Genomic DNA, 22,572 nt, shown 5'->3' on the forward strand with positions numbered 1-22,572 from the left:
GAAAGGAATGTTTTCCTTATGATGAAAGAAGCGATTTATCATCGTGCCATGTCCCCGTTCGTCTACAAATATGATCGCGAGACAATCCACATTCGTTTCCATACGAAGCGAGGCGATATCGAATCTGTCGATTTGATTTGGAACGACCCTTATGATTGGCACGCTGAAGACCCAGCCATGTGGAACTTCGATCCGGATAAGCCGAGCTACTGGCGTACATACGAGACTCCAATGGAGAAAATCGGGTTTGACGACGCCTACGACTATTGGTTCATCTCCATCAAACCGCCGTTCCGACGTCTACGTTACGGCTTCCGTTTGAATGATGGACAAGAGACGGCCATTTATACCGAAAAAGGATGGTTCGAAGAGAAGCCGCTCGATGATACGGGTTACTACTTCTGTGTCCCATTCATCAACCCAATCGATATCTTCCATGCGCCTTCTTGGGTGAAGGATACGGTCTGGTATCAAATCTTCCCGGACCGTTTCGCAAATGGCGATGCTTCGCTCGATCCTGAAGAGACGCTCCCATGGAACTCGACAGAGCCTACGACGACAAACTTTTTCGGTGGCGACTTCCAAGGAGTAATCGACCATATCGATCATTTAGTCGAACTCGGGATCACCGGCATCTACTTCTGCCCGATCTTTAAAGCGACGACAAACCATAAGTACGATACGCTCGACTACATGGAAATCGATCCACAGTTTGGGACGAAAGAGAAATTTAAAGAGATGGTCGACCTCTTGCACGAGAACGGCATCAAAGTCATGCTCGACGCGGTCTTCAACCATGTCGGATATCATCACCCATGGTTCCAAGACGTCGTCGAAAACGGTCCGTCCTCTGAGTACCGTGATTGGTTCTACCTTCGCGATTTCCCGGTTGTCACAGAACCGAAGCCGAACTATGATACGTTCGCATTTGAAAAGAACATGCCGAAAATCAATACAGAACATCCCGAATTAAAAGCTTACTTATTAGATGTCGCCCGTTACTGGGTCGAAGAATTCGGCATCGACGGATGGCGTCTTGACGTTGCCAACGAAGTCGACCATGCATTCTGGCGTGACTTCCGTAAGGCCGTCAAAAATGCGAACCCGGAAGCTTATATTCTCGGAGAGATTTGGCACGATTCACAACCTTGGCTACAAGGTGACCAGTTCGATGCCGTCATGAACTATCCGTTCACGAACGCGAGCTTGAACTACTTCGCCCTCGACCGGACGACCGCTTCGGAGTTCCGTAACGAACTGACACGTGTCGAGATGATGAACACGATGAACGTCAACGAAGTCACGTTCAACTTGATCGATTCGCATGACACCCCCCGCGCGTTGACACGAGCGAAAGGACATAAAGGCAAGTTCAAACTCTTGATGACTTCAATGCTGACTTATACGGGTAGCCCATGTATCTACTACGGGGACGAAATCGGACTCGAAGGCGAACAAGATCCAGGTTGCCGTCGCTGTATGCCGTGGGATGAAGCCGAAGAAGACCGTAATCTCTTCCGCTACATCCAAAAGCTCATCCAGCTTCGTAAGGAACACCCTGCGCTCGCCAATGCCGGCTCATATCGCTTCAACCTGGTCGACGATGCGAACAATGCAGTCATCATCGAGCGGTGTACGAAAGATGAGACTTACTTGGTGTACTTCAATAACTCGGACTCTGCCTCGAAACTGAATCCGCTCGGTTATACAGGAGCCGCCACGGACCTCTTGCATGACCGTGACCTCGACTCACTCGAAATCGAACTCGCTCCATTCAGTGCTGCTATTCTGAAATTGAAATAAATTCGAAAATCACCTGATTCCTTCGGGTGATTTTTTTGTTGAAAATAATTTAGCAAACCCCTTTCTTTTTCATTTCATAAGGAGTAAGATGACCTTTGACATTTTTATAAAACAAATAGTTAATAGAAAGAATTATAGAGAAAAGGGAGAATACACTACATGCAGACGAAACAAACGGAACAGCTGACCCTGTTCAAACTGTCGTGGCCGATTTTCATCGAACTTGCCCTCCACATGGGAACCGGGATCATCGCCACATTGATGCTCGCTCACTACTCAGACGCTGCCGCTTCGGCCGTCGGGGTTGCCAACCAAATCTTAAACGTGTTCTTAATTGTCTTTAGTGTGACGTCTGTCGGGGCGACCATTTTGATCGGTCAGGCCATCGGGGCACAGCGCATGAAGAAGAGTCGCGACTTCGCCCGCTCCGCCGTCAGTTTGAACATGTGGCTTGGTGCGATTATGGTCGTCGTCATCTTCTTGTTCGGTGAAACGTTCTTACGCCTGTTCGGTCTATCAGACGAACTGTTTGCGCACGGGCTGTTGTTCCTGCAAATCGTCGGCTTGTCGTTATTCACCGAAGCACTGATCATGGCGCTCAGTTCGATCCTCCGGAGTCACGGTATGACGAAGCACGCTATGCTCGCGACGCTTTTGATTGATATCATCACCGCTGTCGGTGCCATTTTTGCGGTTACCGGCTGGTTGGGACTTCCGGTCACAGGTGTTGCCGGTGTCGCTTGGGCCATCGTGATTGCACGATTCGCCGCTATGGTTCTCTTGTTCTGGCTCGTCAAGCGGAAGCTCATGATCCGCTTCCCGTTAAAAGAAGTGATTCGTCCGAAGAAAGACGACATCCAGTCACTCCTTCAGATTGGAGTCCCTTCTGCCGGAGAGAATTTATCGTATCAGGCATCCCAAATTATCATCACTGGATTTATCGCGACGATGGGCGAGGCTTCCCTCGCTGCTCGCGTGTACGTGATGAACTTGTCAATGCTTGCCTTCTTGTTCACCGTCGCCGTCGCGCAAGGAACCCAGCTTTTGATTGCACGGGATATTGGGGGGAAACGGTTTAAAGAAGCCTATCATCGTGCCGTCAAGACATTGAAGATTGCCATGTTCGCCTCGTTCGTCGCCTCTCTCGGTTTAGCGGTGTTCAGCGAATCGCTACTCGGTCTCTTCACATCAAACCCTGACATCATCGCGGTCGGTGTGCCAATCTTATGGGCGACGCTCATTTTAGAGCCGGGTCGCGCCATGAACATCGTCTTGATGGGGTCATTGAAGTCTGTCGGGGACGTCCGCTTCCCGGTCATGATAGGAATTGCCTCGATGTGGGGCGTCGCCGTGGCGTTCAGCTACTTGTTCGGTCTTCAAATGGGACTCGGCATCCTTGGGATTTGGCTCGCCTTCTCCCTCGATGAGTGGTTCCGCGGATTCTTCGCGTTCCGTCGTTGGAAATACGGGACATGGCAACAAAAAGGCTTCCAGTTCGAAGCAAAATCAACCACGTAAAAAAGCGGCCGCAGCCGCTTTTTTCATTTCATCAAGAATGCCTGCATCGCTTGGCGGTGCACGTCCGTGTCCCCACACTTCCGTTGCCATTTGATTTCTTCATTCAATCCGTCCTCAAATGAAGCGGCTCGCATGAGCGCCTTCATCCCTTGAACAGCGACCGGTGATTTCCTAGCGAGTGTCTCCGCATATGAAGTCAATCGCTCCGTATACATCGCATCTTCCACGAGCTCAGTGACGAGCCCGAATGTACGCGCGGCATCCGAGTCAATCGTACTGCCACTCCAGAGCCAATCTAATGCGAGGTCGTCGCGCATGAGTCGACGTAAGTGATATGGGCCGCCCGCATCCGCGACCAACCCGATTTTAATGAACGCCGAGCTGAACTTCGTCGACTTGGCGACGATTCGAACGTCTGCCGCGAGTGCCAAACTGAGTCCTGCTCCAGCCACGACACCGTGAATCCCTGCGATGAGTGGTTTCTGACATGAGAAAAGCGTACGTACGAGTGGATGATACACGTCTTCTAAATATTCCCCATAGTCCGCATCGCTCTCGATCGTTAAATCTTGTCCGGATGAGAATGCTCGTCCCTCTCCGACAAGAACGATGACACGAACCGCGTCGTCCTGTTCAAATGTGTCGATTGCCGTTTTCATTTCACGAAGCAACGTCTCGTTCAAGGCGTTTAGCTTTTCAGGTCGGTTCAGTTTCAACCACCCTACTCCATTGTGTGTCGTCAATTGAATCGTCTCCATTTTCATTCCCCTTTCAAAATGAATCACTGTTCATTTCTTCGTCATTCCTTCAAACTCCTTCCTTTACTGAAAAGTTTTTTGAAGTTCAATTGCCGGGAAGTTGGTTGATTTGCTATTCTAATAGGAGTCGGTCACGAAAGGATGAGTCAGATGCAACTGACAAACGCCGCTCGGCAACTGAAACAGAAGAAGATTCCGTTCACCTATCATACGTATGAAGTTGATGACACCGATGTCTCAGCTAAACATGTGGCGATGACATTGAATAAACCGCTCGACGAACTGTATAAAACGATTTGTCTCATGAACGAGAAAAAGCAATATGCCTTCTTTCTCATCTCTGGAGAGCGTGACATCGATTTAAAAGCAGCCGCAAAAGCTTGGGGGGCGAAGAAAGCATCGACCGTCCCGATGAAAGAGCTCGAGACATTGACCGGTTATATTCGAGGAGGAGTCTCTCCGATTGGGGCGAAGAAGCCGTTCCCTGTCTATCTGCACGAAGCAGCTCAAGACAGAGAGACGATCACCATTTCTGCCGGAAAACGCGGCTATCAAATCGAATTAACACCTGAAGATTTACTGCAATTTACAAACGGGCACTGGTTCAGCCAATGACCTTACTGGGGGCAAAATTATGTGGAAAGAACGTATCCGTTCGTGGGTCCCAAACTCCTTTACGTTCGGAAATTTATTTTGTGGTGTCGTCGCCATCGTCTACGCCGCACGTGGTGACTTCTCAAACGCCACACTGTTAATCATCATCGCGATGATGCTCGACAGTTTAGACGGGCGCCTCGCCCGTATGCTCGGGGTCGCTGGCGATTTTGGGAAAGAATTGGACTCACTCGCTGACATCGTAACGTTCGGGGTCGCACCGGCGATGCTCGCTTATTACACCTTCTTTATTGATTACGGCAATTATGGATTGTTTTTTGCGGCACTTTTCCCGCTATTCGGCGCCTATCGTCTGGCTCGCTTCAATTTATCTGCGACAAACGTTGCAGCGAGTTACTTCTCTGGTGTCCCGATCACGGCCGCCGGGGGACTTCTCGCTGTCATCACAACGTTCGGTGACCGCGTCAGTGAACTGTTGACACCGATTTTCTTCACAGGGCTCGCCTTGTTGATGGTCAGCCGTGTTCGTATCCCGAGTTTTAAAGATGTACCATTGCCACGTCACTCGTTCATCATTACCATCAGTCTCGTCTATGTGACGTATATGATGTTCGCACGTTGGAAAGAATGGCCGACATTTTGGTTCATCGCCATCCCGTTCTATGTCTTATTCATCGCCTTCTCGTTCGTGAAAAGACGAAAACGGATGGCCAATTGAGAGTCTCGTTCAGCGAGGCTCTTTTTTGTACATGCATTTGTTAGACGAAGACTTCAATGAGCTTTAGAATAAAAGAAGAGGTGATGGAATGAAAGTGTATCCGTTTATTTGGAAATGGTTTATTGTTTGGTATTTCATTGGGTTGATTTTAGTTGGATTCGACCTGCTTCCACCTTGGCTCGAGTGGGCAAACCCCGTCTTTTTATGGCTAGCCGGGGCGATTGGTGGAACGATTCTTTATCAAGGGATCCGGCAAGGTGCTTGGATTGTACCGTTTATTTTCTTCGGTTCAATCGCCGTTGAAACACTCGGCGTAAAGACAGGATTCCCGTTCAGCGAATACGTTTATGCTGAGGCGTTCGGTCCGACAGTGTTTGGAGTCCCTGTCACAATCGGTGCGGCATGGCTTGCCGTGATCGGCTCTAGTTTTGCCGTTGCCCGTCTCTTCACATTCCGCCACAATATTTTATGGCTCGTTCCGATTCTCGCCGTATGGCTCGATATGGCAATCGATCCCGTAGCGGCAAACGTGAAAGGCTACTGGGAATGGGCGAATGACGGCTTATACTATGATATCCCGACACAAAACTTTATCGGTTGGTTCGGGTTATCCCTTATTTTCTCATGGTTGTTACAGCGTCACGAACGCGCTGTTGATTCCTTGTTCATCCGGCACGGCGTCTATTTGTTCGTCATGCTTCACGCACTCTTCGGTGTCACGGCTGTTAATGCAGGTCTCTATGGCATCGGGCTCCTCAGCATCCTCACATCCGGAGTGATTCTACTTGAAAGGAGGGGTCGCGATGATCGAGTCACACAAAAAGAAATGGTTCAATAACCTGTTCTCGACGTTCGTGCGGGAACGTCAAATACGTCCCACCTTCCATAACATTTATATCCGAACGGACGACGTTCCGACCCCCGGATTATTTTTAAGTACACATAGCGCGTGGTGGGACGGTCTCATCATGTATATGATCAATGAACATTTTTTACGACACGATATTCATGTGTTGATGGATGAGGATGGACTACGTCGCTTCCCGTTCTTTCGACACCTCGGTGCCTTCTCGGTGAAAAAAGGAAGTCTCTCCGATGTACGGGCCTCACTGGCTTATGCGAATGAATTGCTCGCGTCCGGGAAATCCGTCTGGATGTTCCCTCAAGGACAAGAGATGCCACAGGAACTTCGACCTGTCGAAATCGAGTCTGGCGCAACGTTGTTACTGAACGACCGCCCCGTCCAATTATGCGCCATGTACTATTCGTTTGAGAACCATGCGGAACCCCTTGTATATGTCCGCTTTCGAACAGTAGTCGTGACGTCGATGACACGACGAGCTCAGAAGCAGGAAATCGCGCAAGCACTCGAGGCGCTCTATGACGACGTGCGACAAGACGCCATCATTCGGTCTGATGCCTATGTGCCGCTCTTTCGACCACGTCGTAATCTTGCTGAATGGACAGAAACGATGTTCCGACTTGGGAGGGGACGTTCATGATCTTATGGCTGCTCACTCTCTCGATGTTTATCTTTACCCTAATCAATCTTTCGTTCTTGAGACCGCTCGCCGACCCAGGACGCACACCGGCGACAGCCGTCTGCATCCCGATGCGCAATGAGTCGCGTCACGTCGATCGACTGATTTCGAACTTAAAGCAGGCGATACCGGAAGGGACTCACGTCTATATCTACGAGGACCGCTCTGAAGATGATACATATGAAAAATTGAATCATGCAATTGGGAGCGATACCCGTTTTACCGTCATCCAAGGTGTTCCTTTGCCCCATGACTGGGCCGGAAAAGTTCATGCTTGTTATCAACTAGCATCACGCACGACTGAACCTTATCTTCTCTTTTTAGATGCGGACGTCACGATCGATTCGAGTTTTATCGCCCGCATGCATGCCACGCTCGCTCGAGAGCAGGCCGTATTTTTATCAGGTTTCCCTCAATTTCCGACGTCAACATTTCTCGGGAAATTGTTGATTCCGATGCAACACGTGCTCATCGCCCAACATCTGCCTTTGTTTTGGCGTAAAGTGAAACACCCCGCATTTGCCGCGGCGAATGGCATGAACGTACTCGTCGAGCGGAACAGCTACGAGGAAGTTGGCGGACATGCTGCTATTCGAACGTCGTTGATTGATGATATCGATTTATGTCGAACGTTCAAACGTCATCAAAAAGTCACGTCACTCGTTCAAGTCTCCCCGTTCATCTCCTGCGACATGTATGAAACGAATGAAGAAGTGTGGACCGGGTTTTCAAAGAACGTATTCAAGGGAATGAATGAATCAGTAGGACTCGCCTTGTACTTCATGACATATTACGGCATCCAGTTGACGGCTATGCTCGCTTGGATCTTTTCACCGAGTTGGCAGACGATTAGCGCAGCGATTTTCGTGCTCCTCGCGCGTCTCGCTGTCGATCTGAAATCAAATGGGTCCGGTACATGGTACCATCCACTCAGTTTAATCGCTTACTTGACCTTACTCGGGAACGCCGTCATTCGTAAATGGAGACGGTTGCCCATCACGTGGAAAGGTCGTCACTATTCCTAAGCAGACGTCTAAAGGGGGACAATTGTATGAAACAAATCGTAGTGATTGGGGCTGGTCTCGGTGGACTAAGCGCCGCCGTCACGCTCGCAGCACGAGGTTATGACGTCACGGTTATTGAAAAGAATCAACATGTCGGTGGCAAACTCATGCCCATTATAACCGACGGTCACCGGTTCGACTTTGGTCCAAATACGATCACGATGCCGGATGTATTTCGTTCAGTCATTCGAAATAGCGGGGCCAATCCGGATGACTATTTTGAGTTAATCAAGCTCGATCAACATACCGTCAACCACTACACAGACGGGTCATCCTTCACGTTCAGTGCCGATCGGGCAAAACTTGAGGTCGAAGTACGGCGTTTGACCGGTGACCAGTTGAAACACAATCAGATGCGTGCCTATCTAGATGAAGCGGAAAAGCTGTTCGACATTGCGAATAAGCGCTTCTTCACACAAATGGACACAAAGTTGGATCCCGGTCTTTGGGCGGACATGGTCAAAGTGCATCCACTTCAAAGTTTGCACGCCCTTCACAAGAAGTATTTCAAGGACCCACGCATTATTCAGGCGCTCGACCGCTATGCGACGTACATTGGTAGCAGCCCATACGTGACGCCAGGTACGTTCGCCCTTATCGCACATTTGGAATTGAATGAAGGTGTCTATTTTGCGAAAGGTGGAAACTGGAATATCGCAAAAGGGTTCGCCAAACGGGCGAGCGAACTCGGAGTGACGTTCCGACTCGGTCATGAAGTGACGAAAATTGATGTGTTGAACGGAAAAGCACATGAGGTCGTCGTCGATGACCAAGAAGTCATCTCGTGTGATGCCGTTCTTCTCAACGGTGAACTCTTGACGCAATACCCACGACTCGTCGACGCAAAAGACCGACCATCTTTCCCGGTCCCGACACGCGACACGGTCGAACCTTCCATTTCCGCATTCGTCATGATGGTCGGATTGTCCAAACGATTGAACTTGGCACACCATAACGTCTATTTCTCAGACGACTATGAACGGGAATTTAAAGCACTTTTCCAAGAAGAACGTTATGCGGACGAACCGACAATCTATATTTCGAATTCATCCGCAACCGATCCGTCGATGGGCGAGGCAGGAGACAACCTGTTCATCCTCGTCAATGCGCCGGCACATCTGACCGACATTGATGCAGATACGTATGAGCATTTGATTCGCAGACGATTACGTATGTTCGGTGTGGATTGGGAAGAAGAAGAGGTGCTCTACCATAAGCGGGTGACCCCACAAGATTTGACTCGCGATTTTTATGCGTATTATGGCGCACTTTATGGCACGTCGGCCAACTCGAAAAAAGGGGCATTTTTTAGACCTGCACCGCGATCGACAGATGTATCGAACATCTGGTTCGCTGGCGGTTCGACTCATCCTGGCGGTGGCAGTCCGATGGTGACGCTTTCAGGACAATTCGCTGCACGATCGATGTTAGAGGACATACCTCTGACAATATGAACATTTTGTGAACGCGAGTTTCGACACTTGTCGACAATTGAAAGACGTGATAATATCATATTCGAGTTCAAGCAGTTCTGTAGCGTTTGTTACACCTGTAGCGATCGAATGGCTTCCCCGAGCATCATCGCGTTTTGAACTTGTCACACCCGAGAAAAAGTGATGAGCGAGTTTCCCCACTCGTATCCCGTAGTTGAGACAGCTTGCGTATGATGTTCCCCCTTAGTCCATCAAGCATCCTGTTTCGACGAAGATGTCCCAACTGATTCATTCCCCATGAATCCCGGCACATCTTTAGGGCTTCATCACAAACCGATTCATTCGTTTCCCCGATGAATGAATCACATAACGCTTACGCCACTTTTGGTCCCCCGCCAAAAGTGGTTTTTTTGCGTACAAAAAACTGTAGACGCCATCGAGCGTCTACAGGGAATCGAATCGCTTATAGTTTTGCCAACAACTTTCCTTTTTGTAAGGTCGATACGTATGCCCGCTTTGTGAAGACGTCATGTCGATTCGCACGTGCCGCATCAAGAATCCCTTCATAGAGAAGAGCCGCTGCTTGTACCGGCTTTCGACTCGCGAGTGGATACAGATGATGGGTTTCGCGTGCCCGTTCATACAAGAACTCTGCACGATTCGCCAACGCCTCCCATAGATCGATAAAGACAGGGGTCACTTCTCGTTGGTGTAACATCGCTTCACTCACACCGTACTGACGCATCATCGTACGGGGTAAATAGATGCGGTCTCGATTCAAATCTTCACCGACATCACGTAAAATATTGGTCAGTTGCATCGCAATGCCAAGGTCGATGGCACCTTGCCTTAGCTGACGTGTCGTCGCAGCGTCCTGATTTGGGACAAGGATCGGGAGCAGCATCAGACCGACCGTGCTCGCTGCATAATAGCTATACTGCTCGGTCTCTTCGAGCGTTTCATACCGCGACTTATGTAAGTCCCATTTCATCCCTTCCGCCAATTCAAAAAATGGTTCGACGTCCATGTCATAACGTTTCCACACATCACGAAGGGCAACCCATAGTGCTTCATCTTGGTCGTAACCAGCTAAAAAGCGGTCGAAGTCATGCAAGAATGCTGCCAAACTCTCTTCTGGACGGTCTGATTCATCGACCGCATCATCGAGTGTGCGACAGAAAGTATATACTGCCATGACCGCTTGACGGTCTGGTTTTGAGAGCAAAGAGAAGGCCCGGTAAAAGGTTAACGAGCCCTTCTTCATGATTTCCTCACATTGACGATACGCTTCTTGTGTCGTCACGATGCATTGCCCCCATTTCTTCTTCCATTTTTTTCACAAGTAATTGCGACCCAATCATAACGATGGGGACGCCACCGCATGGATGGACGGATGCGCCCACCGCATAGAGGCGTTCGATTTTCGGGAATGGTCTCGCTTGCGGTTTGAAGGCGGCTGACTGAGATAACTTTGGTGCAATCCCAAAACTTCCTCCCTCGAACAATCCGAATCGCTCAGCATCCATCGGTGTCCGGACTTTCATCTCGATGACGCGTTCACGGAAATCAGGCATGAATGCCTCGATTCTTCCTAATAGGTGTTCGATTGTCCCTTGTGCCTCAAAGTCTTCTCGTTCCAATTTTCGAGGAACCGGGACAAGAACATATAATACACTCGTTCCTTCTGGCGCGAGGGTTGTATCCATTCGCGATGGATTAAAGGTGTACATCGCTGGATACTCACTTAGTTTACCATCCTCGAAGATCGTACGCATCGATCCTTCAAAATCATTCGGTAAATCGAATTGGTGAACCGGTAAGTCGAGTTCGCCGTTGACGGTGAAATAAAGGAGTAACGTACCGCTTGACGGTTCATACGTCTTTGACGTCACACCATCAATCAGGCGCTCCATGAGTGGAAAATCACCGTTCACAATGACTGCATCATACGGTACATATTCGTCATTTACCGTGACTCCATTGGCCACCCCTTCCGTGACATGGACACGATTGACGGTAGCATTCATCTCGAAACGAACACCTCGACGCTTCAACTCTTGTTCCATTTTCGTCGCTAGCGAAAAATATCCTCCTTTTACATACCAGACTCCTTCTTCTTGTTCACGATAAGGAATGAGTCCATATAACGAAGGAGTGGCATAAGGATTTCCGCCGATATAGAGCGTTTGTAAACTATAGGCGACACGTAAACGTTCGTCTTCAAAGAAGCGTTTCATATTCGCATGAGCCGTCTCATATGCTTTTAACCGCATGAGAAGGAGAAGTAGTTTAGGCTCGAACAACTCCGCTTTTGAGGCATAACTACGATCTAAAAACGTATCGAAGCCAATCCGATACTCTTCTTTCTTTTGGGACATGTACTGACGGAAGGCATCTCCTTCGCCGAAAGTTCGTTCGATTTCTTCCGCCTGTCTCTCGATTTCCCGATATTTATAGAATGATGTCCCGTCTTGATAACGTAAGCGGTAAAGTGGATCGACTTCAATCAACTCCACTTCATGTTCAGGAAGACCCGCCTCAATCAGTTGTTGTTTCAATTTACTCGGCAATAAGACGATGGTTGGACCTTCATCGACTTTCGCCCCATTATCGAATTCAACGTAGTTCAAGCGTCCACCGACCCGGTCCTCTTTCTCATAAATCGTGATTTGAAGTGACGGATTGCGTTTCGTCAATAAGAGGGCGGCATATAGTGTACCGACCCCTGCTCCGACAAAGCTAATATTCATCGGCCGACACCTGCCCGGTCACGCAAAAGGTTCGTCGTGATCCGCGCTGATTCAAAGATGGTCGGCAGCCCACTTCCTGGGTGGGTCCCACCCCCGACGAGCCAGACGTTGTCGAGCTCTTCGAATTGGTTATGCGGGCGGAAATACATCATCTGCGATAAGTTGTGCCCTAGATTGAACGTTGCACCTTCATATACACCAAACGCTTCCCAGTCCTCAGGCGTCAACGCCTCCATCACCTCGATGTGTTGACGGATGTTTCGGTAAGGGGAACGTGTCTCAAGCGCGTCGAGAACGCGCTCTGTCATGGTCGCTTGTAACGTCTCCCACGGGAGGCCAGATAAATTGTTCGGCACCGGTACGAGAACGTAAAGCGATGACTTGCCAGGAGGCGCAAGTGTCGGGTCGATACGTGAGGCATTCTGTACATAAAACGAGAAGTCCTCGCTCAATTTCAATTCTTGTGTCATCTCTTTGACATTCAATTCATAATCGTCCGCGAAGTGAATCGAGTGATGCGCCACATCTTCGTAGACATGGTCGAGCCCGAGATAAAGCATGAATGTCGAGCACGAGTAACGCTTCTTCTTGAGTTGAGTCGGACTCCACTTCGTTAGTTTACCGTCTGGAACGAGCGACGTCATCGCATGTGCGAAGTCAGCACCAATCACGACTTCATCAAACGCATAATGGACACTCCCAGACACGAGACCGGTCACGTTTTGATCATCCATGAGAAGACGCTCTACCGGTTCGCCTAAACGAATGACGCCTCCCTCTTCTTCAATCACTTTCGCCATCGCATGACACAGCTGGTTCACTCCGCCAATCGGGTGATGCACTCCGTAGGCGTGTTCCATGTAAGACAAGATGGAGAATCCACCCGGACATTCCCAAGCGGACATCCCCAAATATTTAGCCTGAAACGTGAACGCATACTTCAGCTCTTCGCTCGTGAAGTACTCGGACAAGACGTCATAAAGCGATTTACCGATCGAGAGGAACGGTAGCGCCTTGAGCACGCGTAACGAGACATAGTCGGTAAGCTTGTCATGTGCGGTCTGAAGCACAGGCATCAATTTAGACAGTTTGATCGCCTGTTCACTCATGAACCGTTCGTAACCTTCGCCATTCCCTGGAAATTGTTCTTCGATGGCGCGATACATCTGATCACGATCTGTTGTCATCGAGAGTTGACGCGTCCCACGGTCGAAGTACAAATCATACATCGGCTCCAACTGCTTCATCTCGACATAATCATGCAGATTACGCCCTGTCTCTTCAAAAATTTCTTCTAAAATATAAGGCATATTCAAAAACGTAGGTCCTCGGTCGAACGCAAATTCACCTACTTCTAAGCGCGACGTTCTTCCGCCTACAAACGGTTGTTTCTCAAATACGGTGACGTCTACACCGCGATGCGCCAGTAGCATCGCTGCAGCCAACCCACCTGGTCCTGCCCCAATAACGGCAACTCTTTGTTTCGACACACTCAACAACTCCCTATGTGAATAGTCTCTTATGCTTCTCTATCATTATAGGAATGACGGGAGACAAGTTCAATTTTGAATCGGTTGATTGAGCAGGTTCGTCTTTCCTCGCTCAGCGATGACGATATACCAAGAACCTTCCGGAATGAATGGGATGAAGCGGATTTGATCAAAACCTACTTCTTGCATCTGCCGGCGCAATCGTGGAATGGTCGGAAGCGGGTACAGATTATCGTGGAGTGTCATGAACGCATTGAACGCGGAAGCGAATCGTCCACCGAGCGCTGTTTCGGCGAGCGGGGTCACGAGAATGGCGACACCCTTTTCTTCTAAACGCTCCCGTAGTCTCTCAAGCAACTTGATACGTTCTTCTGGTGAGAAGTAATACAGCATATTGTTCATCATCACCGCATCGAATTGCTCTTCTGTTTCCCAGTTCATGAAGTCAGCTACTTCGAAATGAATGTCGCCACTCTCGTCTCGCGAGCGTGCCTCTTCGATTACCTCTTCCTCTAAATCGATGCCTGTCAGTTCCCAACTCGGTTCGAGCGCTTGGAGTTTACGTAAGTAGCCGCCGTGCCCACATCCAATATCGAGCATCGATTCGACATTTGCCTGTCGTAAAAGTTGTTGCACGATTGGAAATGCGACCGTTTCGACGAGTGTCGATGTCTTCGCGACGACTTGACCGTGTTCAGCTCCATCAAACGTCTTTTGCTTCCCAGACTCTAGAAATTCCGGATAAGCGATTAACGCGGGGATATGAAGCTCCATCATTTCTTGAAGCATGAACCCGATGCTCCGTTCATCGTTACCGGATAATTGATATTTTAATCCACGCGTCGGATAGTAGCGCCAGCCTCTCTTTTTCAAATGACGGACGGCGACCCCGACTTCTAACCAACGCTCTAGCGCAAGTTGTGTCAATGGGCGTTTTAGACGTAAATTCATCTCCGCCATGCTCGCGCCACCTTGAAGCGCATCGAATAGTCCGAACTTGTAGCCGATATAGCCGTGCCATAAGGGTAAAAATGATTCAGTTTGTTTCATCCATTTCCGTGCGTGTAAAACTCGTGTCCATTCCATCATCTGTTGATCCATCGTTTCACCTCATCGTCGTAATTACTGATTTTTTTATTTTCCCCTAATAATTTGTGTACAAACAAAAAAATCCCACTTCGGTGTGCGAAGTGGGAACGTCTTATTGAATAAAGCTGTTGAAGAAAGATTGTCCATAAGGCAATGCATAGCCGATGAAAATCGTAATGAGTGCCAAGACGATAAACCCGCCAAATAGTCCGTTTGACGGTTTTTTCTTTTTGACTTTGACGAGCGTCATCTCACCGAAGATCAAAGTTAATAAACCGACCGTGATTTTCACGTGATAGAATGTCCCGCCACCATTCAACTGAAGGTAGAGATAAAGTCCTGTTCCGAATGCGATGAGTAACATGAGTCGAAACGCCATATGTGCGATCTTTCCACTCTTGTTGCCGTTCTTATAACCGATATAGGCCACGGCAAACAAAATAAGTAACAAAATCCAGCTCGTAACGTGCGTGTGCAAGAATGCAATCAGTGGCATTCAAATGCCCCCCTTTATGATGTTGTACAGTCTTCATTGTACACGAACTCTCTCCCGATTGGTCAAGCGAACGATTCTAAAAAATGAGCCATCCTCAAGGGATGGCCCATACATTATACAGGAGTCGTCTCTGCCTCTTGGACAGCGTACTCATAGCTTGGGATTTCAACGATGAACGTCGAGCCCTCATGCTGAATCGATTCTACATGGATTTGGCCGTTGTGACCACGGACGATTTCCTGACAAATCGGTAATCCGAGTCCCGTACCGCCGATTTCACGACTGTCGGAGTTGTCGACACGATAAAACTTATCAAATAAGCGATCGAGCGCGTCACTTGGAATCCCGATTCCTTCGTCCTTCACTTTAATGGACACGATTTGCTCGTGATGCGCAAGTTCGACCGTGATTTTTCCACCTCTTGGAGAATACTTCACGGCGTTCGACAATAGATTACTCATCAACTGTTTGAACTTCTGGCAGTCGACGAATAATTCATATGGACGTGCATCATCTGCAATCAATTCGAATTCATGTTTCAACGACGATGCCTCATAGAACGTCAACATGTCTCGGACGACCGGCTCGATATCAAGCTGTTCCCGGTCATACATTTGACTACCGGATTCCATTCGTTGCACATCGAGGAAGTCGTTGACGAGATGTGTCAGACGCTCCGTCTCGGAGTGAATGGTCTCCAAGTATTTAGCTTGTTTTTCATTCGGCAACTGTTTTTTGACCATCAATTCCGTGAATCCATAGATGGACGAGAGCGGCGTACGCAGTTCATGCGAGATGGTTGAGATAAACTCACTCTTCAATCGCTCCGCCTCTGTCTCACTCGTGATATCTCGGAAGACGAGAAGCGTACCTTTTGAAAGTCCGCCGACAATGATGCGCTCTGCATACATCTGCAAGTTCATTTCGCCCTTACGAATCGAGAAGCTTACACTGTCATGTGGGAAATCTTCGGTGAACAGGCGATTCGTATACTTCGTAAAGTCCTCCGCTTGATCGACCGTTTCAACAAGACGATTCCGCCATTCTTCCCACGTTTCTTCTTCAAGGTCTTGTGAACTGACGTCACTTAACTCAGGGAACATCTCATAGAGTGGACGGTTGACGAACACGTCATTCGTCGAGTGGTCGATGTAGACGACCGCTTCTCGAATCGAATCGAGAATTCGCTCCGTCTTTCCTTTCTCACGTTTCATCTCTTCAAATAGACGCATCCGTAAGAGAGAAAGCGAGAGCTGACGAGCGAATGACATGATGTCGCCCATCTGGGTTTGGGTGAAACGATCTTTGTATCGGACCAGATAGATGAAGGCAATGATTGAATCATCTGTCGGGTCATGGACCGGTACCGCCGTCTCAAACATATAGTACGGATACGGGAGCGGATGGTCGCTCGCGACTTGTTTCGACGAGTGTACCGTCGTCTTCAATGTCATCGCGCGCGTCAATACGGAATTTTCGCTATCGAGCAACTGACGAGACAACGTATCGTTCAAGCCGTGGCTCGTCACGCGATACGTACCCGCTTCATCCACGAAAACGAGTGCACCGACCTCTGAATCTGTAATCGTGACCAGTTTCTCAATGATTTCCGGATAGGCCGTAAGCGAATCGCGTGACGCTAACGTCTCCGTCAATTCATTCCGATACGCGAGGTGTTGCTCGTTTTGTTGCGTCTGTTCTAAAATTTCTTCTAGTTCTTGTTGCTGTGCCTGCAATTCTTCTTGTTGGGCAATCAATTCTTCTTGTTGCGCCTGTAGTTCGTGGTTCTTCTCAATCAAATGACGTTCGTTGTCACGAAGTGTCTCAGCCATCTTATGGAACGATCGAGACATCGTCCCAATCTCATCTTCTCGTTTCATCTGATCGCTCAAATCAACGATTTCCCCTTTTAACAAGCGGTTCGATGCGATGGAAAGTCGTGAAATCAAACGTGTTTGACGGCGTAGGAACGGCTGGACAAACAATAAGATCAATACGGCGAACGAGGCGATGCTCATGATCCACAAGAATTGAAGCATATTGTTGTTCTGTCGCCATTCAGCGTAGACGGCCTCTTTTTCAGATGCCATCAACTCACGATATTCTCCGAGGGCAGACTCTACCTCATCAATCGGTCCGAGGATGTCGATTCCACGTTGTGGATTAAATTGGACGAGTCCTTGATCAATCAAGCGCTGAGCCGTCGGCAACTCGGCAATCGTTTGAGCATCGATAAACGTCTCTGTGACTTCCCCATCTTGTTGCGCTTGGGCATATTCATACGTCACCGGAATGATCACATCATAGTAAAAGTCGTGGAACTGCTGAAGATCTTCTGCGAACAGCTCACCTTGACGCGTCTGGACTTGTGTTTTGAACCAATTGATTTCTTGTTGAAACTTCGCCTCGTTCGCACTTGAACGTTCGAGCGACGCGGTGTCACCGAACAAGAGATAGCCTCGTGTATCATATTGGTCAGCCTGCCACTCATCCCAAAGCGTAGTCAAACGGTTAACGCGTTCGTCTAACTGACGTAATCTCGCTTCATTCGCCTCTAAGCGGTTCTCGATGTAGACATATGTCAATGCCGATCCGACCAACGCAATGACGAGGAAGGAATAAAGGACGACCATGATGTCGCGTCCGAGTTTTTGTTTAAACCACCTTTTCACTTCACGATGCCTCCTATGATTTTGACGAGTTCAAGTGGGCTGAACGGTTTAGAAATGAAGTAGTCGACACCAATCTCGTTCGCGCAATCACGGTCAGATTGTTGGCTTTTCGCCGTCAACATCATCACTTTCGTCTCTTGCCGCCCTGGTAACTTCCGTACTTTTTCAATCACTTCAAGCCCTGTCATGCCGGGCATCATATGATCCACAATGACCAAATCATATTCATTTTCTTCAATCAATCGATAGGCCTCAATTCCATCTTGTGCCTCGTCGATGTCATATCCTTCATCTTCTAATGTATCCATAACAAGCATGCGTAGCACTTCTTCGTCTTCCGCAAGTAAGATTTTAACCATAATTGTTCCTCCATTTTTTATCCCATTTTTTTATTTTAACGGATTTGTAATTGTTACACAAAATAAAAAGACGTACGAAACTCACCTCGTACGTCTTTTGCCTAATCACATTGCCCCAAAACCTGTATTCTAGTTATACGACTTCTTTTTCAGCGAACTGACTATTGTAAAGTTCTTCATAAAAACCACCAGCTTCAAGAAGCGATTCATGTGTTCCTTGCTCAATGACCCGACCTTGGTCCATAACCAAAATCAAATCCGCATCTTTGATGGTCGATAAACGGTGAGCGATGACGAAACTCGTCCGCCCGTTCATCAGCCGTTTCATCGCCTGTTGAATCAAAATCTCAGTACGCGTATCCACACTCGACGTTGCTTCGTCTAAAATCATAATCGGTGGGTTCGCCAATACTGCTCGCGCAATCGTCAGTAACTGTTTTTGACCTTGTGAAATGTTATTGGCCTCTTCATTCAACACGGTGTCGTATCCGTCTGGCAATGTTCGAATGAATGCATCCGCATGCGCCGTTTTCGCCGCGTTGACGATTTCCGTCTCAGTCGCACCCGTTTTCCCATAGGCGATGTTATCACGAATCGTCCCGTTGAATAGCCACGTGTCCTGTAAGACCATTCCGAACGTATGTCGCAAATCTTGTCTCGACATTTTACGCGAGTCTTTCCCATCGATGAATATCTCTCCACCATTCAACTCATAAAAACGCATGAGGAGATTAATCAACGTCGTTTTGCCGGCGCCTGTCGGACCGACGATGGCCACCGTTTGGCCCGTCAACACATCGAGATTCATATCTTGAATGAGTAGGTCGTCGCCGTATCCGAAATCGACATGACGGAACGTGACATTTCCTTCGGCACGTTCTAATTGATAGGTCGTCACATCTTTCACTTCTTCTTCTTCATCCAGCAGTTCAAATACACGTTCCGCCGCGGCAACCGTCGACTGGACGATGTTTGCGATATTCGCTGTCTGGGTGATTGGTTGGGTGAACTGACGTGTATATGTGATAAACGCTTGAATGTCCCCGATGGAGATGCTGCGCTGCGTGACCAAAATACCGCCGACGACACTAATCAATACATAGCTGATGTTCCCGATGAACATCGTCATCGGCATGATGATTCCGGAAATGAATTGCGCTTTCCGTCCTGCATCGTAAAGCTCCTCATTCACATCGTCAAACTCACGCACAGCTGTCTCTTCCCGACCAAACGCTTTGACGACCGCGTGCCCTGTATACATTTCTTCCACATGGCCGTTCAGTCGTCCAAGGTGACGCTGTTGATCGGAAAAATATTGTTGCGACCGTTTCAAAATCGGACGAATCGCAAAGATCGTGAGCGGAAGGGACACAAGAGAGATAACCGTCAACAGAGGACTGATCGACAGCATCATAATCAAAATCCCAATGATGGTGACGATGGAAGTAATGAATGACGTGACACTCTGTTGTAGCGTACTCCCAATCAAGTCGATGTCATTCGTCACCCGGCTCAATGTCTCCCCGTTCGAGCGTCCGTCATAATACTTGAGCGGAAGTCGTTCTAACTTTTTGTTCACGTCTTCGCGCAAATCATAGACCGTTTTTTGGGCAACACCGGACATCAAATATTGTTGCACGTAGTTGAATAGACTACTGATGACGTAAAGGCCAGCGAGGAGCGACAAAATTTGTCCGATTCTCGTGAAATCAATTTCTGCCCCTGGCACACCTGTAAACTTCGCATATGCCCCTTCAAACAGTTCGGTGATGGCGATTCCCATGATTTTCGGACCGGCAATCATAAAGATTGTACTTAAAATCGCCGCGACAAACACAGCAATCAACGTGTTTCGCCGTGGTTTCAAATAGGCAAGCAAACGACGGAACGTGACTTTGAATGCTTTTGGCTTTTCGCCCATCATCATCATATTTCCACCGCCCGGACCTCCTGGACCGCCGTGTCCCCCATGAGTTTGTCGCGTATTTGCTTGTTTCTCACTCATGCGATTTCCTCCTCAGACAATTGCGATTTCACGATTTCTTGATAGACCGCATTCGTCGCAAATAATTCCTCATGTGTCCCGACTCCGGCAACGGCTCCATCTTCTAGAACGATGATTCGGTCGGCGTCCATGATCGTGCTGACACGTTGTGCAACAATCAGTACCGTCGCATCTTTCGTTTCTTCTTTTAACGCTTTGCGAAGGGCGGCATCCGTTTTAAAATCAAGTGCCGAGAAACTGTCGTCGAATACATATAAATCCGGTTTCCGAACGAGAGCTCGCGCAATCGACAGACGCTGTTTTTGACCACCCGACACGTTTGACCCACCTTGTTCGATCACAGCCTCATATCGGTCTGGCATCTTCTCGATAAAGTCACTTGCCTGCGCGATGGATGCGGCATGAACGACTTCTTCCACTGTTGCCTCGGTCTTCCCATATCGAATGTTCTCAGCAATCGTACCTGTGAACAGCAACGCCTTTTGTGGAACGAACCCGATTTTCGAACGAAGTGCCTCTTGTGGAACTGCTTGGACATCAACACCATTCACGCGAATTGTCCCCGACGTCACATCGTAAAATCTTGGAATCAGATTGACGAGTGTCGATTTACCTGACCCCGTACCCCCAATCACCGCTGTGACCTCACCTGGATTCGCTGAAAAACTCACATCGGATAGCGCTGGTTCTTCAGCACCCGGATAATAGAAGGTCACGTGATCAAATACGAGTGTCCCTTGCTCAATGTCCGCAGTCTTTGTCCCGTCATCAATCAGTGAAGGTTTCATTTCGAGCACTTCGTTGATCCGGTTGGCAGACACAGAGGCCCGAGGAACCATGATGAACATGACTGATGCCATGACGAGCGCGAACATGATTTGCATGACGTATTGAATGAACGCCATCAAATCTCCGATTTGCATCGCACCGTTATCAATCCGAATCCCTCCGAACCAAATGACGCCGACAACCGTCAAGTTCATCACGAGCATCATGACCGGCATGAGGAACGCCATGATTTGGTTCACTTTGATTGATACGTCCGTCAACCGTTCATTCGCTTTCGTCAATCGAACCTGTTCTTCTTTTTCACGGTTGAAAGCTCGGATGACACGGATACCCGTCAGATTTTCTCGGAGAACAAGATTGAGCCGATCCAATCGATTCTGTACCTTTTTAAACAACGGCATCGCCTTCCAAAAAATGAGGAAAATCGAGATGACGAGTACCGGCATTGCGGCAACAATGACAAGAGACAACGTCGCATCCTTCGAGGTCGCCATGATCAATCCACCGACAAACATGATCGGCGCACTCACAACCATTCGTAGCATCATGATGATGACCTGTTGCACTTGCGTGATGTCGTTTGTCGTCCTTGTGATGAGCGAAGCCGTCCCGACACGATCGAACTCTTCAAGCGAGAAGCGTTCCACATGATTGAACACACGTCTTCGTAAGTCACGACCAAATCCCATCGCCGCCTTTGAAGAATAAAAACTGGCCACAATAGCAGCAAGTGCTCCAAGTCCCGTCACACCAAGCATGATTCCGCCCATTTGCCAAATGTAGCCGGTATCGCCCGTCACGACCCCATTATCGATAATGTCCGCCATCAACGTCGGTAAAAATAAATCTGCTAACGACTGCGCGAACACAAACAATAAAACCATCAGAACAGCCCATTTATAAGTAACGAGACGTTTCAATAACTTAATCATGTCGACACACTCCTTCACAATCTGTGAGCCCTTCATTCAATCCATCCGCAATATGTTGATGGGCTGTAAGCATATGATGATACGTATCCTGATCGAGACGAGACAAAATTTGATTCAATTGATATTCCGTCCCTTCTTCTTGTCGCTCAATCTCCTCAATCAAGCGTTTACCTGATTGGTCAATGGTCAACACAACTTCTCGCCGATTATCCGGGTTGATATCCCGACGAATCAATCCTTTCTCCACGAGACCATCTAATGATTGACTTAACGTGCTCTTTGGCATTCTCGTTCGCTGAACCAGTTCCTTTTGCGTAATCGCACCCTGTTCATTCAACATCATCAGACCGTGCAGTTGAGGTAATGTGAGATCGTTTTGTTGCGCCGTCTGATGCATGAGACGAATCAGGACACGCTGCACACGCCAAAATGATTGCATCATCTCCCGTGCCCGATTTGTATTTGTCTCGGTCATTCTTATTCACTCCTTTATCGTTCCGAATCGAATTGTTCTAAACGGAACAATTCTTTATATAAAAT

The 22,572-nt window shown here is 48.4% G+C and carries 19 protein-coding genes; 8 read left to right on the forward strand and 11 right to left on the reverse strand.

Translation table 11 applies throughout. From position 1 onward, the window contains the following. The first annotated feature begins 18 nt into the window (after positions 1-18). Together KOG47_RS09960 and KOG47_RS09965 are read left to right on the forward strand one after the other, a co-directional pair. A complete protein-coding gene (locus KOG47_RS09960) occupies positions 19-1,803 on the forward strand; it encodes a glycoside hydrolase family 13 protein (RefSeq protein WP_214691218.1) in 1,785 nt (594 codons plus the stop codon). A gap of 159 nt (positions 1,804-1,962) precedes the next feature. Further along, the gene (locus tag KOG47_RS09965) at positions 1,963-3,321 is read left to right on the forward strand and encodes an MATE family efflux transporter (RefSeq protein ID WP_214691219.1); all 1,359 of its coding nucleotides are present in this window, start codon (positions 1,963-1,965) and stop codon (positions 3,319-3,321) included. A gap of 23 nt (positions 3,322-3,344) precedes the next feature. On the opposite strand, the gene KOG47_RS09970 is transcribed toward KOG47_RS09965, so the two are convergent. After that, complete coding sequence (locus KOG47_RS09970; protein WP_074037644.1) at positions 3,345-4,079, reverse strand: enoyl-CoA hydratase/isomerase family protein; 735 nt, start codon at positions 4,077-4,079, stop codon at positions 3,345-3,347. 150 nt (positions 4,080-4,229) lie between these two features. On the opposite strand from KOG47_RS09970, the gene ybaK reads away from it, so the two are divergent. From ybaK to KOG47_RS10000, 6 genes are all read left to right on the forward strand, one after another. Continuing rightward, positions 4,230-4,694, forward strand: coding sequence for a Cys-tRNA(Pro) deacylase (gene ybaK / locus KOG47_RS09975; RefSeq protein WP_159561895.1), 465 nt, complete (start codon positions 4,230-4,232; stop codon positions 4,692-4,694). A gap of 19 nt (positions 4,695-4,713) precedes the next feature. Further along, on the forward strand, positions 4,714-5,412 hold the full coding sequence (pssA, locus tag KOG47_RS09980) for a CDP-diacylglycerol--serine O-phosphatidyltransferase (protein ID WP_074037646.1): 699 nt from the start codon (positions 4,714-4,716) through the stop codon (positions 5,410-5,412). A gap of 88 nt (positions 5,413-5,500) precedes the next feature. Next, complete coding sequence (locus KOG47_RS09985) at positions 5,501-6,250, forward strand: carotenoid biosynthesis protein (protein ID WP_074037647.1); 750 nt, start codon at positions 5,501-5,503, stop codon at positions 6,248-6,250. Next, the gene (locus KOG47_RS09990) at positions 6,216-6,914 is read left to right on the forward strand and encodes a lysophospholipid acyltransferase family protein (protein ID WP_074037648.1); all 699 of its coding nucleotides are present in this window, start codon (positions 6,216-6,218) and stop codon (positions 6,912-6,914) included. The genes KOG47_RS09985 and KOG47_RS09990 overlap by 35 nt, the downstream gene beginning before the upstream one ends. Beyond that, entirely contained in the window at positions 6,911-7,978 is a 1,068-nt protein-coding gene (locus KOG47_RS09995; protein WP_215244154.1) for a glycosyltransferase family 2 protein, read from the forward strand. Before KOG47_RS09990 ends, KOG47_RS09995 begins: the two co-directional genes overlap by 4 nt. Positions 7,979-8,004: 26 nt before the next feature. After that, on the forward strand, positions 8,005-9,471 hold the full coding sequence (locus KOG47_RS10000; RefSeq protein WP_074037650.1) for a phytoene desaturase family protein: 1,467 nt from the start codon (positions 8,005-8,007) through the stop codon (positions 9,469-9,471). Between the two features lie 442 nt (positions 9,472-9,913). Here the strand turns inward: KOG47_RS10000 and KOG47_RS10005 are convergent, their stop codons facing one another. From KOG47_RS10005 to KOG47_RS10050, 10 genes are all read right to left on the reverse strand, one after another. After that, positions 9,914-10,753, reverse strand: a complete 840-nt coding sequence (locus tag KOG47_RS10005; protein ID WP_159561891.1) for a phytoene/squalene synthase family protein — start codon at positions 10,751-10,753, stop codon at positions 9,914-9,916. Then, on the reverse strand, positions 10,722-12,200 hold the full coding sequence (locus KOG47_RS10010; protein WP_215244155.1) for a phytoene desaturase family protein: 1,479 nt from the start codon (positions 12,198-12,200) through the stop codon (positions 10,722-10,724). The genes KOG47_RS10005 and KOG47_RS10010 overlap by 32 nt, the downstream gene beginning before the upstream one ends. Further along, on the reverse strand, positions 12,197-13,690 hold the full coding sequence (locus tag KOG47_RS10015; protein ID WP_214691224.1) for a phytoene desaturase family protein: 1,494 nt from the start codon (positions 13,688-13,690) through the stop codon (positions 12,197-12,199). The genes KOG47_RS10010 and KOG47_RS10015 overlap by 4 nt, the downstream gene beginning before the upstream one ends. A gap of 69 nt (positions 13,691-13,759) precedes the next feature. Next, positions 13,760-14,791 (reverse strand): class I SAM-dependent methyltransferase, encoded by a 1,032-nt coding sequence (locus tag KOG47_RS10020; protein ID WP_074037653.1) that lies wholly within the window; start codon positions 14,789-14,791, stop codon positions 13,760-13,762. Between the two features lie 100 nt (positions 14,792-14,891). Beyond that, on the reverse strand, positions 14,892-15,275 hold the full coding sequence (locus KOG47_RS10025; protein WP_015880968.1) for a YisL family protein: 384 nt from the start codon (positions 15,273-15,275) through the stop codon (positions 14,892-14,894). 113 nt (positions 15,276-15,388) lie between these two features. Next, the gene (locus tag KOG47_RS10030) at positions 15,389-17,947 is read right to left on the reverse strand and encodes a sensor histidine kinase (RefSeq protein WP_214691225.1); all 2,559 of its coding nucleotides are present in this window, start codon (positions 17,945-17,947) and stop codon (positions 15,389-15,391) included. After that, positions 17,944-18,306 (reverse strand): response regulator, encoded by a 363-nt coding sequence (locus KOG47_RS10035; RefSeq protein ID WP_015880966.1) that lies wholly within the window; start codon positions 18,304-18,306, stop codon positions 17,944-17,946. Before KOG47_RS10035 ends, KOG47_RS10030 begins: the two co-directional genes overlap by 4 nt. Before the next feature lie 133 nt (positions 18,307-18,439). Then, a complete protein-coding gene (locus tag KOG47_RS10040) occupies positions 18,440-20,311 on the reverse strand; it encodes an ABC transporter ATP-binding protein (protein WP_078146438.1) in 1,872 nt (623 codons plus the stop codon). Continuing rightward, on the reverse strand, positions 20,308-22,032 hold the full coding sequence (locus tag KOG47_RS10045; RefSeq protein WP_215244156.1) for an ABC transporter ATP-binding protein: 1,725 nt from the start codon (positions 22,030-22,032) through the stop codon (positions 20,308-20,310). Before KOG47_RS10045 ends, KOG47_RS10040 begins: the two co-directional genes overlap by 4 nt. Beyond that, on the reverse strand, positions 22,025-22,507 hold the full coding sequence (locus tag KOG47_RS10050) for a MarR family winged helix-turn-helix transcriptional regulator (protein WP_074037656.1): 483 nt from the start codon (positions 22,505-22,507) through the stop codon (positions 22,025-22,027). Before KOG47_RS10050 ends, KOG47_RS10045 begins: the two co-directional genes overlap by 8 nt. Between the last annotated feature and the right edge of the window lie 65 nt (positions 22,508-22,572).

It is taken from the genome of Exiguobacterium sp. s121 (genome assembly GCF_018617245.1).
Lineage (GTDB): Bacteria > Bacillota > Bacilli > Exiguobacteriales > Exiguobacteriaceae > Exiguobacterium > Exiguobacterium profundum.

What these genes read in the sequence shown, in the direction of transcription:
- KOG47_RS10000 (WP_074037650.1), top strand. Translation starts at nt 8,005, where the DNA reads ATGAAACAAATCGTAGTGATTGGGGCTGGTCTCGGTGGACTAAGCGCC.
- KOG47_RS10025 (WP_015880968.1), bottom strand. Translation starts at nt 15,275, where the DNA reads ATGCCACTGATTGCATTCTTGCACACGCACGTTACGAGCTGGATTTTG.
- KOG47_RS10020 (WP_074037653.1), bottom strand. Translation starts at nt 14,791, where the DNA reads ATGGATCAACAGATGATGGAATGGACACGAGTTTTACACGCACGGAAA.
- KOG47_RS10010 (WP_215244155.1), bottom strand. Translation starts at nt 12,200, where the DNA reads ATGAATATTAGCTTTGTCGGAGCAGGGGTCGGTACACTATATGCCGCC.
- KOG47_RS09965 (WP_214691219.1), top strand. Translation starts at nt 1,963, where the DNA reads ATGCAGACGAAACAAACGGAACAGCTGACCCTGTTCAAACTGTCGTGG.
- KOG47_RS09990 (WP_074037648.1), top strand. Translation starts at nt 6,216, where the DNA reads ATGATCGAGTCACACAAAAAGAAATGGTTCAATAACCTGTTCTCGACG.
- ybaK (WP_159561895.1), top strand. Translation starts at nt 4,230, where the DNA reads ATGCAACTGACAAACGCCGCTCGGCAACTGAAACAGAAGAAGATTCCG.
- KOG47_RS10045 (WP_215244156.1), bottom strand. Translation starts at nt 22,032, where the DNA reads ATGATTAAGTTATTGAAACGTCTCGTTACTTATAAATGGGCTGTTCTG.
- KOG47_RS10050 (WP_074037656.1), bottom strand. Translation starts at nt 22,507, where the DNA reads ATGACCGAGACAAATACAAATCGGGCACGGGAGATGATGCAATCATTT.
- KOG47_RS09995 (WP_215244154.1), top strand. Translation starts at nt 6,911, where the DNA reads ATGATCTTATGGCTGCTCACTCTCTCGATGTTTATCTTTACCCTAATC.
- KOG47_RS09960 (WP_214691218.1), top strand. Translation starts at nt 19, where the DNA reads ATGATGAAAGAAGCGATTTATCATCGTGCCATGTCCCCGTTCGTCTAC.
- pssA (WP_074037646.1), top strand. Translation starts at nt 4,714, where the DNA reads ATGTGGAAAGAACGTATCCGTTCGTGGGTCCCAAACTCCTTTACGTTC.
- KOG47_RS10040 (WP_078146438.1), bottom strand. Translation starts at nt 20,311, where the DNA reads ATGAGTGAGAAACAAGCAAATACGCGACAAACTCATGGGGGACACGGC.
- KOG47_RS09970 (WP_074037644.1), bottom strand. Translation starts at nt 4,079, where the DNA reads ATGGAGACGATTCAATTGACGACACACAATGGAGTAGGGTGGTTGAAA.
- KOG47_RS09985 (WP_074037647.1), top strand. Translation starts at nt 5,501, where the DNA reads ATGAAAGTGTATCCGTTTATTTGGAAATGGTTTATTGTTTGGTATTTC.
- KOG47_RS10035 (WP_015880966.1), bottom strand. Translation starts at nt 18,306, where the DNA reads ATGGTTAAAATCTTACTTGCGGAAGACGAAGAAGTGCTACGCATGCTT.